The 12,324-nt window shown below is 37.6% G+C and carries 11 protein-coding genes; 6 read left to right on the top strand and 5 right to left on the bottom strand.

The genetic code is table 11. From position 1 onward, the window contains the following. Positions 1–172 precede the first annotated feature (172 nt). Positions 173–664 carry a hypothetical protein gene (locus tag LIV57_RS07730; RefSeq protein ID WP_227942162.1) on the top strand — a complete coding sequence of 164 codons (492 nt, stop codon included), beginning with the start codon at positions 173–175 and terminating at the stop codon, positions 662–664. A gap of 63 nt (positions 665–727) precedes the next feature. Here LIV57_RS07730 and LIV57_RS07725 read toward each other — a convergent pair whose 3' ends face one another. The 3 genes from LIV57_RS07725 to LIV57_RS07715 are packed head-to-tail and all read right to left on the bottom strand — an operon-like array spanning position 728 to position 2,338. After that, on the bottom strand, positions 728–955 hold the full coding sequence (locus LIV57_RS07725) for a hypothetical protein (protein ID WP_062669420.1): 228 nt from the start codon (positions 953–955) through the stop codon (positions 728–730). 11 nt (positions 956–966) lie between these two features. After that, entirely contained in the window at positions 967–1,434 is a 468-nt protein-coding gene (locus LIV57_RS07720) for an NUDIX hydrolase (RefSeq protein WP_227942161.1), read from the bottom strand. Between the two features lie 58 nt (positions 1,435–1,492). Then, positions 1,493–2,338 carry an AraC family transcriptional regulator gene (locus LIV57_RS07715; protein WP_227942160.1) on the bottom strand — a complete coding sequence of 282 codons (846 nt, stop codon included), beginning with the start codon at positions 2,336–2,338 and terminating at the stop codon, positions 1,493–1,495. A 90-nt stretch (positions 2,339–2,428) separates the two neighbouring features. Here LIV57_RS07715 and LIV57_RS07710 point away from each other — a divergent pair, with 90 nt between their 5' ends. The 5 genes from LIV57_RS07710 (at position 2,429) to LIV57_RS07690 (ending at position 7,205) form a co-directional block, all read left to right on the top strand. Continuing rightward, the gene (locus tag LIV57_RS07710) at positions 2,429–3,409 is read left to right on the top strand and encodes a polysaccharide deacetylase family protein (RefSeq protein ID WP_227942159.1); all 981 of its coding nucleotides are present in this window, start codon (positions 2,429–2,431) and stop codon (positions 3,407–3,409) included. A gap of 201 nt (positions 3,410–3,610) precedes the next feature. After that, the gene (locus LIV57_RS07705; protein ID WP_227942158.1) at positions 3,611–4,090 is read left to right on the top strand and encodes a DoxX family protein; all 480 of its coding nucleotides are present in this window, start codon (positions 3,611–3,613) and stop codon (positions 4,088–4,090) included. 453 nt (positions 4,091–4,543) lie between these two features. Next, the gene (locus tag LIV57_RS07700; protein ID WP_227942259.1) at positions 4,544–5,479 is read left to right on the top strand and encodes an NAD-dependent epimerase/dehydratase family protein; all 936 of its coding nucleotides are present in this window, start codon (positions 4,544–4,546) and stop codon (positions 5,477–5,479) included. A gap of 120 nt (positions 5,480–5,599) precedes the next feature. Beyond that, positions 5,600–6,508 carry a helix-turn-helix domain-containing protein gene (locus tag LIV57_RS07695; RefSeq protein WP_120232197.1) on the top strand — a complete coding sequence of 303 codons (909 nt, stop codon included), beginning with the start codon at positions 5,600–5,602 and terminating at the stop codon, positions 6,506–6,508. A 7-nt stretch (positions 6,509–6,515) separates the two neighbouring features. Further along, positions 6,516–7,205 carry a type 1 glutamine amidotransferase domain-containing protein gene (locus LIV57_RS07690; protein ID WP_227942157.1) on the top strand — a complete coding sequence of 230 codons (690 nt, stop codon included), beginning with the start codon at positions 6,516–6,518 and terminating at the stop codon, positions 7,203–7,205. Positions 7,206–7,755: 550 nt separating this feature from the next. Here the strand turns inward: LIV57_RS07690 and LIV57_RS07685 are convergent. Both LIV57_RS07685 and LIV57_RS07680 read right to left on the bottom strand, forming a co-directional pair. Beyond that, positions 7,756–9,273, bottom strand: coding sequence for a TSUP family transporter (locus LIV57_RS07685; protein ID WP_227942156.1), 1,518 nt, complete (start codon positions 9,271–9,273; stop codon positions 7,756–7,758). Positions 9,274–9,278: 5 nt separating this feature from the next. Further along, on the bottom strand, positions 9,279–12,155 hold the full coding sequence (locus tag LIV57_RS07680) for a TonB-dependent receptor (RefSeq protein ID WP_227942155.1): 2,877 nt from the start codon (positions 12,153–12,155) through the stop codon (positions 9,279–9,281). Between the last annotated feature and the right edge of the window lie 169 nt (positions 12,156–12,324).

The following is a 12,324-nucleotide window of genomic DNA, read 5'->3' as shown; positions in this document are numbered from 1 at the left end:
ATGGTTCATAATGGTTTCTATGGTTATTCCTTCAAAAATAATGAAAAATCAGGGTTTATGCCAAAGTTATTGTTATTCAGAATGGGTATAAATTCCATCCTATTCATCTGTTCCCATTGGGTAAAGTAAATAAAAATACTATTTTTATCGGCCAAAAAAGTAAAAACTCATTATGCCCACTGATGCTTCTCTTAAGCTGATTCCGATGACAACTTTCGTGCTGGAATATTATTCACACGAAGGATATGCCGATCTTCAGATTTTGAATCTGATGAATAATTATGCCAATTTCTTAAAGAAGCGTTTAACTCTTGGAATGTTTGTTCCTGTAGACCGTAAAGGAAATATTCTGAAAGAACCGAAAAATTATACCGCATGGAAATCTCTTGACCATAACGATGGAAGAAGAACGGATATTGTAGGTTTTGAAGAATATGCAGAGTACCAGAAGGCTGAGCAGAACTGTATGTTCGAAGGCTTTAAGGTAGATTATAATGGATATTCAAAAGTGAGAATCATTGCTTCATACGATCCTTCTATTGAATTGTCTTTTAATAAAAATGACCTGATTCCTACAGGCTACAATGATGTAGAATCACTGACGGTGTTTGATGATATCTTTTTAACATCCAGTGCATTAAAAGCGATTGGAATAAAACGATAAATTATAGTTGTACCATATAAAAAACCTTTATCAGCACTGATAAAGGTTTTTTGTTTTCTTATTCTATCTGACACATTCTCCCGAATGGCAGTGGTAGCCTGATGGACAAAGCCCGTTGATGCAGGGGCCGGCAGCATCAGGATAACACCTTTCATCTGCACGGCAATGAGAGTGAGGAGGACAAAGGGAAAGCAGATTGCCAAGGCAAACGCCTACAGGAAGAGGAAGATTCAGCTCTATTCCAATGGCTCCGATCATGTTTTTTAATGTTTTTCTGTTTAATTTTTTCATGGTTTTTGTTGTTAGGTGTTAGTGATTTTTAATATACTTTCAAGTTCTGTAATGAAATCTTTCTGTGCCGGATTGATCCGTTTTTGTGCTTCCTCTGAAGCAAACCACTCCCATTGGTCCACTTCGGGAATTTCAATTATTTTGCCGGATTTGGGCGGCCATTCTAATGGAAAGCTATTGCTATAAAGGTCTGAAGTATCAATATCTCCTTCCAGGGCCCATGCATAAACTGTTTTTCCTCCTTTTTGTCTGATGGGTGATAATTCTATGAATTGGCCTTCTGCTGTTGTACCTGTTTCTTCTTTAAATTCCGTTAATGCCCTCTCCAAGGGATCTTCATCGGGAAGAATCTCTCCTTTTGGGATAGACCATGCCCCAGAATCTTTATTTCTCCAGAAAGGGCCGCCGGGATGAACCAGAAAGTAATACAGACTGTCTTTTTCTTTTTTAAAGAGCAGAATCCCGGAACTCGTTTTCATGGGTTTAAAGATTTGATTATTAAAGATAAAAAAAAATATAATCAGATGATCAATAAGATCAACCTTTCTTTTTAAACTGAGAAGGTGACATTTGTTTGTACGTTTTGAATATTTTATTAAAATGGCTGGCATCATTGAAACCCAGCCTGTCGGCAATTTCACTGATATTATAATGGCTTTGCAGTAAAAGCTTTTCAGCAGTCTTCAGCTTATGTTGTATGATATGCTGTTGTATGGAGAAACCTGTCTGTTTTTTTATATAAATGCTGATGTAATTGGGAGAAAGCATAAATTCTTCAGCCAGGTTCTCAATTTTCATTTTATCAGCATCCAGAGCATTGACATTGATATAATACAGGATCTTTTCAATTCTGTTTAGATTTTGAGTGAGCCGGTTTTTTGCAGTAGCATTTTGCATCGTATTCCGGATCAGAATAGTCATAATACCCGAAAACAGATCAGTAGTTATCTCTTTGTTATAGGTATTTTTATGGCTGAATTCATACAGAAGAATCCGGGCAAGCTGTAAAAGATGCTCCCGGTCTGTTTTACTCTTAATCGCTGATTCATACACGAAGGAATGATCTTCCATCAGGAGCTGTACAGCCTTTTTAAGTTCATTGTTTTTGTTGGGCAGTAAGTTTTCCCAGATATACTGCTCTGTGAATTTTATATAAATGAATTTCGTTTTGTTTTTAATTGAAAATTCATGGCCGTCACTTGGTCTGAGTAGAAATACATCCCCCTTTTTATACGGGAAAGTAATGCTGTTTAGGTGATGAAATCCTTTTCCGCTTTCTATAATGATCAATTCATAAAAATTATGATTGTGATACTCAACATCCCAGTTTTCCTTTTCAATACTGAAAACATTGAAAGAGTTGAAATTAACGATTCGTTTCATGGAAGAATGGATTTTTACAAATTTACCATTAATTTTTACAATATATGCCAATGGATTATTAATGAATTTTGCCTTATCAATACATTCAAAATGAAATATATAAAACAATCAGTATTGCTGCTTGCCTCTGCAATTGTTCTGATGTCCTTTTCTGATCATGAAAGAGATACAAAAGAAAAAAAGCAACAGCATGAAAAACAGGCCCGAACAAAAAAATACTGGCCGAATGGTGCTCAATTGGTCATTTCCGTTTCTATGCAGTTTGAGACCGGCGGACAGCCGGAAGGCGCTGAAAGTCCTTTCAGTGGAACGCCTCTTTCCAAGGGACAGCCGGATCTTCCCGCAGAAAGCTGGTACCGCTACGGAGGAAATGAAGGAATTTACCGTATGCTTGATTTATGGAAAAAATATGACATTAAAGTTACCTCTCATGTCGTAGGAACTGCTGCTGAAAAGTATCCTGAAGTTGCCAAAGCTATTGCAAACGGAGGTCATGAAATTGCAGCTCATGGTTTTACCTGGGATAATCAGTGGAATAAAAATTATGCTGACGAACTGAATTTCGTAAAGAAAGGTGTGGATGTTGTAGAAAAAATTACAGGACAGAAAGCTGTTGGGTATAATGCCAACTGGCTGAGAAGAAGCCCGAATACACTTAAAGTATTACAGGAACTGGGTTTTCTGTATCATATTGATGATCTAAGCCATGATGAACCTTTTATAACTAAAGTAAAAGGAAAAAACTTTGTAGTCGTTCCTTATACGCTTCGTAACAATGATATTGTCAATATTGAAGGGAAACACTGGAGCGCGGAGCAGTTTTTGGCCCAGCTGAAATTTGAATTTGACCGCTTGTATGAAGAAGGAGCTTCCAAAAGGAGAATGATGAGTATCAGTTTTCACGACAGAATCGGTGGAACTCCTGCAATGGTGCATGCTATGGAAGAATTTATAAAATATGCCAAAGAAAAGCATGGCGTAGTCTTTATGAGAAAAGATGATATTGCGAAAATGGTGATGAACGATCCTGATACTCCGGTTGACAACAGCGAAGAAAAGTTTAATAAGTAAGGAAGCTGGAAGCTGGAGGAAGGAAGTTATCGAAGTCTGTAAAAACGAATTATAGATAATTGAAATAATGATAAACACAGTAGAAGTGAATCATAGCAGATCTATGCCTTCCAGCATCCAGCTTCCCGCTTCCATCCAAAAAATATAAGTAAGGAAGCTGGAAGAATGAAGTTATCGAAGTCTGTAAAAACAAATTAGAGAATGATTGAAAAACACAGTAAAAGTGAATCACAGCAGATTTATATCTTCCAGCATCCGGCTTCCCGCTTCCATCCTAAAAAAAATACCTTTATGAATAACACAAAAACAGCCTATTTTTTCCTTCGTGTATCGATGGGAATTAACCTTTTGGGACACGGATTGGTTCGTCTCGTGAAATTGCAGGACTTTGCATCAGGAATGATGAAGGGTTTTGAAACAAGCTGGCTTCCGCAGCCATTGGTCCATCTTTTTAGTGTCACTCTCCCCTTTCTCGAATTTACAATCGGCCTTCTGCTGATCATTGGTTTTAAAACCCGTATTGCGGCGATGGCCGGAGCTTCTCTGATTATCCTGCTCCTTTTTGGAAGCAGTACTGTTGAAAACTGGGAAGCAATGGGCATTCAGATGATCTATGCAGGCCTGTTCTATATTCTGATCAGCAGAATTGAGGATAATTACCTGGCCTTGGATCGAAAATAAAAACAGTAAGGCTGAAAAAAGTAAAGAATTACCTGATTAGTATAAATTTTTTACTCTTTATCCAACCACAAAAGTCACAAAAGGTTTCATTTTAATACACTTAAGTTTATTTAGGTAAAATGATATCGCAGGAAAGTTCACATAAGATGATAATCTTTGATTTTCACAAAACTTTGGTGTACTTATTACGCACAATGTTTGGCTCTGAAAAAATTGAAGTATTTAAAACTTTTGTGCCTTTTGTGGTTAAAAATGATTCAATGCTGTATTTTTATTTTCTCAGCCTAATTATTTTCCTGCTTTTTTACATTGTTCAGAGATTATGTTACAACTTCCTTAGATTCAGTTACTCTGTTTTTATAGTTATGCCCGAATTTTGTATCAGAAATAAAAGAAACTGAAAGTATTGGGTTTATTTTCAGTGAAATAGGTAACCCTCAAAATTTAAAAATGATGCAAACTATATTAGGAGCCAACGGCCAGATTGGTGAAGAGCTGGCAAGAGAACTGAAAAGGAATTATACTTCAGATATCCGTATCGTCAGCAAAAAGGCAAAAAAAGTAAATGATACAGACACTGTTTTTTCCGCAGATTTATCAGACAGGGAGAAGGCAGTTGAAGCTGTGAAAGGAAGTGAAATCGCTTATTTTACTCTTGGACTTCCTATGGATACCCGTTTATGGGAAAAGCAGTTTCTGACCATCATGAAAAATGTTATTGAAGCCTGTAAAATCAATGGTACCAAGCTCGTGTTTTTTGATAACACCTATATGTATCCTCAAAATAATGAAGTTTTAACTGAACAAACCCGATTTGATGCTGTCGGAAGAAAAGGAACTGTAAGAAAACAGATGGCCGAAATGCTTTTAAAAGAAATGAAAGCAGGAACCATAGAAGCAGTCATCTGCAGAGCTCCTGAATTTTATGGTCCCGGAAAAACACAAAGTATTACCAACAGTCTCGTTTTTAATGTCATTAAAGAAGACAAAAAGCTGAAAGTCCCTTTAAGAGATGATAAATTACGAAGCCTGATCTGGACTCCCGATGCGAGCCGTGCCACTGCTTTGATCGGAAATACACCGGATGCTTATGGACAGACATGGCATTTACCTGTAGATGATCATAAGCTGAATTATAAAGAATTCATTGCGCTGGCTTCAGAAGTTTATGGGAAAGAACTGAAATATTCAGTTATTCCAAAGCTCGCCTTTTCAATCGGATCCTTATTCAATAAAAATGCAAAAGAGCTGTTGGAACTGCTTCCCAGATATCAATATGATAACCTGTTTGATGATTCAAAATTCAGAAAGAGATTCCCGGGATTTAATGTAACTACCTACAGACAGGGAATTGAACAGATTAAAAAAGAACAGCAAGCGACAAAATAATCACTTAAAATGAGTACCTTAGAAACACCAATACCACAACCGAAGGACAAAATATTCCCATCCTCCGGAGGGGTGGCGAAAATTCAAAGAATTTTTGACGGGGTGGTAAAAAAGAATAAAATGAAAACTCCAGAAAAAGTAACCTCCATCACAGCATTACACAGGTATCTGAATCTGAAAAGGCCGTCTAATCCTTTGATCAGTGTGTTTGATTTTAATGAAGTGACTATAGATCCGAAGACTGTTCTGAGTGCTGTGACCACAGATTTTTACGTGGTTTCCCTTAAAAAAGATTGTGCAGGGAGATGTAAATACGGACAGCATTATTATGATTTTGAGGATGGAATCATGTATTTTATTGCTCCCCATCAGGTATTACAGTTTGAAGATATTCTGCTTTCCGAAGTAAGAGGAAGTGTACTGGTTATTCATCCTGATTTTTTACAAGGTTATCCATTAGCCGCTATCATAAAGAATTACGGTTATTTTTCGTATTCTGCTAATGAAGCTTTGTATCTCTCCGAAAAGGAAGAAAAATCCGTAACGGATATCATGGATAATATCAGCAGGGAGATAGAAGCCAACATGGATAATTTCACCCAGGATTTGCTGGTTTCCAACATTGATTTACTGTTAAAATACTGCGACAGATTTTACAACCGCCAGTTTTTAACACGGAAAAAGGTGAATCATGATCTTTTGACACAGCTTGAAACTTTACTGGATGATTATTTTAAAAATGAAAAACTGCTGATTGACGGGATTCCTACTGTACAATTTGTGGCAGCTCAGATGAATATCAGCCCCAATTATCTGAGTGATATGTTAAGAGTTCATACAGGACAGACCACACAACAGCATATTCAGAACAGAGTGATTGAAAAGGCCAAAGAACTGCTTTCCACTACTACTTTATCTGTTTCTGAAATTGCTTATAATTTAGGATTTGAACATCCGCAGTCATTTCACCGTTTGTTTAAAAACCAAACTACTGTTTCACCTTTAGAATTCAGAAAATCTTTTAATTAATCGTATCATGATGAAAAAAATATTGCTAATCGTAACAAATATAGATCAGTATGCCAGTGGTAACTTTAAAACAGGTTTATGGCTGAGCGAGCTTACCCATATATATCATGCGGCAAAGGAAAAAGGATGGCAGGTCACCATAGCTTCTCCAAAAGGAGGAAATACTCCTGTTGACCCGGAAAGCCTGAAACCTCTGGTCCTTGATGGAATTTCAAAAAAATATTATGAAGATCCTGAATTCATGAATGAACTGGCCCATACAAAAAGTCTCAATGAGGTAAAGAATGAATCTTTCGACTGCATTTATCTTGCCGGCGGACATGGAACGATGTATGATTTCCCTGATAATACTACTTTACAGACTATACTCAGAGATCAGTATGAAAATAATAAAATGGTTGCTGCAATCTGCCATGGAGTTGGAGGATTGTTGAATGTAAGACTTTCAGGAGGTGCATATATGATTAAAGGTAAATCGATCACTGGATTTGACTGGTTTGAAGAAACTTTGGCAAGAAGAAAAAATGAAGTTCCTTTTAATCTTGAAGCCGCTCTTAAAGAACGGGACGTACATTACAAAAAAGCATTTATTCCGATGACTTCCAACGTTATTGTTGATGGACATTTGATTACAGGGCAAAATCCTTTCAGTTCCAAAGAAATGGCTAAAGTAGTAATTCGTGAGCTTGAAAAATAAAGAGCAGGGATTGACAATACAATATATGTTTTAAGATAAAGCGAAAAGTAAAACGCAAAGCTTAAAGAAGTAAGCTTTTTAATAAAGTGAGCAAATGGTTGCGACTATGTAGCTTATGAAGGTTAGGCTATACATGTGCTCAAAAAGAATCAATTGCGAAATCTAAATAATTGATGAGAGACTAAGGTATCCTGTATTTAATTTTATCGGAGATAAAATCCTTGCGCCTTATAGCAATTTTTTATTAATCATGTTGCGTCTTTGCGTTTTCCAAAAACATTTTATATAGTTAAAAAAAAAATAAAAAACGCAAAGTTTTAATGGTTTCAGATTCTTACTAAAAATGAGTAATGATAGTGTCCATACACTGCATCATTAATTTTCCCCCTGATGCCTCAAAATAAAGTAAAACATTAAAATCTTTGCGTATTTATGATTATGCTTAGAAAAAATCAATGCAATTGATTCAAGCTTTGCTCCCTTAAAATAGTAAGAATTAGTATATCAAATCTTTGCGTTAAAAATACATTGCCCCAATTATAAGCTGTTCTTATGATAAAAATGATTTTGTTACTGTCACCAGACTCATTATAATTACTACTATTCCCACTACCACGAACATTTTCTTTGTCGGAAGCTTTGATGTAAGCATCGCAGAAAACGGAGCTGTAAAAACTCCACCCAGCAAAAGTCCCAAAACAATATTCCAATGGTGGATACCTATGGTAAAAATAAAGGTAATAGCACTGGTAATGGTTAGTAAAAACTTTGCAACGGTAGAACTTCCCACTACATATCGGGGAATCCTTCCCTCTTTGATCAGCGTTCCGGTTACCAAAGGTCCCCAGCCTCCGCCGGCAAAAGAATCTATGAAGCCGCCTGCCAATCCTAATATTCTGAGATTGGTTCTGCGTTTGGCTTTTGCTTGTCCGGTTTTTTTATCTTTAAATGCATTGTTTAAGATATTAATACCAAGATAGAGCGTGTAGCAGGCAATAATTGGTTTTACGATGTGAGCATAATGTTCACCATAATGAGACAGTGTTAAAGCTCCGATAACAGAACCCACAATAGCCAATGGAAACAGCACCCAGACCATTTTTTTATTCACGTTTCCCAATTTATAATGACTGAAACTCCCGGCCGCCGTGGTAAACGATTCCGCAGAATGGATGCTGGCACTTACAACCGGCGGCGGAACATTTAGTAATAAAAGAATTGTAGTACATATCACTCCGTAGCCCATTCCCATAGATCCGGCGACAATTTCTGCCATAAAGCCCGCAAACAGCATCCAGTAAAAGATATGGCCATCTTTGTTCAGAAAATGCTGAATATCATCAGATAAGTTGAACTGATATACGACAAGGCCAAATAACCCGAAAAGAAGTAAAACACCAATGATGCCCAGATAAATATTGGCTTTTCTCTGGGCTGTTTTGGTGATACTGATCAGCTTTTGAATTTCCATATCCGGTTTTGCAGCAACTTTTCCGTCGGACAGATATTCTGTTGTAATCTTATTAAGTTCTTTTACTTTATAATCGAAATCGCCTGTCAGTTGATTACGGATATGCTGCATATTGTCCAATACATGATCCATTTCGTCAGGAATCACTTCGGTAAAGGTTTCTCTTAATCTTTTAGCGATGGTTGGAGATTTTCCATTGGTGGAAATAGCTATTTTAAGACTTCCCTTTTTAACAATGGATCCTAAATAAAAATCACAAAGATCAGGTTTATCCGCAATATTGACCAGTACACTTTTTTGCTGGGCTTTTTCTCTGATTTCCCCGGCCAGTTCAACATCATTTACAGCAATAATGGCCAGATCAGTATCGTTAAAATCGTGGTCATGATATGCTCTCTCATGAAGTGTTATATTGGAAAACTGATTTTGTAAAGTTCTGACCTCCGGAATGATTTCTTTGGCTACCAGTTTGATGGATGTTTCCGGTGAATTGCCCAGAACAGATTCCAGCTTTTCAAGGGCAACCTTTCCGCCGCCAATAATCAGCAGCGAAAGGTTTTCAAGTTTTAAAAATATGGGATATAAAGAATTACTCATCCTGATTACAGTTTTAAGTCATAGGTAAAAGCGAGATAATACAGTCCTCCGATTTCAGGACCTGCTGCATACTGGAAGTAACGGCGGTTCAGCAAATTGGTAGCTCCAATCTTAATATTGGCATGGATTTCAGGCAGTTTCCATGTAGCCTGTGCATCAATGGTGTAATAAGCGGGAATTTCTCCGGATGCTAAGGGGCTTTCCCACATAAAACCACTCTGCCATCTTGCTACAAGCGTAAATCCGATGTTCTTGACAATCTCTCTGTTTCCTACACTTACATTGACCATCCATTTCGGAGTGTTGAAAGCCGTGATAAACAGGTCTGAACCATTATTGGAAGCCAGATCATTATAAGAAACATTGGTATTGACATTATAATTTCCTGTAATATTGTAACGGATTCCAAGAGATGTTCCATAGCTTTTATAGGTACTGTTGCTGTTGGTATACACCCTGTATCTGTCCTGTTTGCTTCTGTCGAGCATTGCCAGCACGGCTGCATTGCTTCCTACTTGGCTGTTTTTAGGAACGGCTACTTCTACCTGCCCAAGGAATCCTTGGTAGATATTGTAATAAAAATCCCAGTCCAACACCAGTTTATTATTGAAAAAAGTAGACTTATACCCTACTTCAAACGAATTGATTTTCTCCGGCTGTAACTTCTGCAGATTGGCTACCGCTAAAAGTTGCTTATTATCCTGGGCTGCCTGAGCCTGGGTTTTTCCTGCGTCAACATCAGCGTTTACTGCTGAGGTAAATTTATCGATGGATGCCAGCGTATAAGAGTTTTCCAGATAGCCTAATCCATCATTCACTTTTGAAAGTCCGCCTACTCTTCTTACATTTCCGTTATTCACGAATGAAAGGGCTTCAAATAAAGATGGAAAACGATAGCCGTTTTGAAAAGATGCCCTGAAATTATGCTGTTTTACAGGGGAATACACTACACTTATTCTTGGATTTAGTTTGGCTTCAAATTCCGGGTTTCTGTCGATCCGTAAAGCGGCATTGATTTTTAATTTATCATCAAAGAAAAGCCTGGTAATCTGTGCAAAAGCCCCATATTTCTGATAGATAACATCTTTCCCGAAAGTACCATTGGCTAAAGGAATGTTTCTTTCGTTCACGGGACGATTGAAATCGACAAAATTGTTTCCATCCGGAGTAATGCTGTACAGTCGGTAATCTACACCAGCCAGAAGGCTGAATATCTTCACAAACCTACTGAAATCATAAGTAAGTTCTCCCTGATAAAAGCGGGATTTCTGTTCAAGTTTCGCTCCACCTGTTGCGGGAGCTCCGGCTACACCTGCATTCGCTGAATCCCAGTTATTAATGCCGACGATGGTATTTTTCAACTGTTCAAAGGCTGTAGTTCCCGGTACAACCCTGTTTTTATCAGCTTCCTGACGGGCGAGAATAAATGCTTCGTTAAGATTAGTTCCGGCATTCAGGCTGTTCTGAAGTGCGGTCTGGAATATATTTTTCCAGTTGGCATTGGAAAGATTCGTCAGATCAAGATTATCTGCCAAAGGTTTGAGATTATAAGAATCTCCTGTATTTTCTATGGATACATAAGCTCTGAAGGTTAATTCTCTTCCTGTGAGTTCTACTTTATGATTCTGAACCGTAGCATTCTGCAAGCGGATTTTATTCCCTCTCTGGAAAGTTCCGTCCAGCAAGCCGTAGCGATAAACGTAAGATGTTCTCCACTGATCTCCGAAACGATAATATAAACCTGCATCGAACTTAATGTTCTTCACATCAGGACTTACCAGATCTTTTTCCAGATATCCGGTTCTCGAAACGTTGAATGTGGTTGGTTTTCCGTTGTAATCTACTTTTACAGCTACACGGTTGTTTCTTTCGTCACCGTATTTATTCCAAAGATCTTCAGCCGGATTGTTGGCCAAAGCAAAGTTAGGATTGGCTGTTACCAATGAACCTGGATTCTGATCTGTCAGATTATTGGAAATCCAGTCGGTTCCACTGAAATAGGAAGCATTTACCTTTACGGCAAAGTTTTTATTGAATACTTTTGCAAACCGGATGGCACTTTCTCCCAGAGAACTTACTTTATGATTGACATTATCTACATGATTCACTCCGCCCCGGAAATAAACGCTTATCCCTTCAGAGGTAAACGGATCTTTGGTCTGTAAACTTGCCAGCCCGTTAATGGCATTCATTCCATACAATGCTGAAGCAGCTCCGGGAGTTACTTCCATTGACTGAATATCCAGTTCCGTTGGCCCAATGGCATTTCCCAATGGTACACCTAATGTTGCAGATTGTACATCAACACCATCAACCAACTGCATGAAACGGAAATTGTTCGGCGAATTGAATCCCCTTGAATTCGGAATTTTCAACGTAAGACTGGAAGTTAACAGCTGTAATCCTTTTACATTTTCCAAGGTTTCATAAAACGAAGCAGCCGGACTTTCCCTGATGGTTTTAATATCAATTTTCTCAATAGCGATCGGTGATCTTAATATCTTTTCCGGAACTCTGGAGGCGGAGATCACCACATCATTAATAATGGTATTCTGAGGATTAAGGCCTACCGTTATTTTGTTGGAAGGTGAAAGTATTTCAACCGTCTGGCTGGTAAAACCATCTTTCTGAATCACTACCCGAAAAGGAATGGTAACCCTTGTTCTGAGCTTAAAATTACCCGATTGATCGGTTAATGCGGTATCCTGTGTATTTTCGATCTGTACTTTTACGGAGTCAAGACCTTTGCTTGTTCCTGTGTTTTTGATGCTTCCACTAAGCTCTATAAGTTGCTGCTGAGCTTCTGCCAGGTTAAAAAATAGAAATGTAAATGCAATAATGCCTGCTTTTGGTAGAAAATTTCCCTGCTTTTTGTTTTTCATTTTTCTTCATTTTTTAGGTTGAGAATGAAGCTGCCTGAATTTTTACATTGATTATTTTTACCACAAAAGGCACAAAAGTTTTCATTTTAAAACACTTTAGTTCAATTATATAAGTTTAAAATGACACTGTAGAAAAGTTCACATTAGATGAAAATCAAAGATTTTTACA

Source organism: Chryseobacterium sp. X308, assembly GCF_020733145.1.
Taxonomy (GTDB): domain Bacteria; phylum Bacteroidota; class Bacteroidia; order Flavobacteriales; family Weeksellaceae; genus Chryseobacterium; species Chryseobacterium cupriresistens.
Note: the sequence above shows the minus strand (reverse complement) of the source record. Positions and strands in the feature narration are given on the sequence as shown.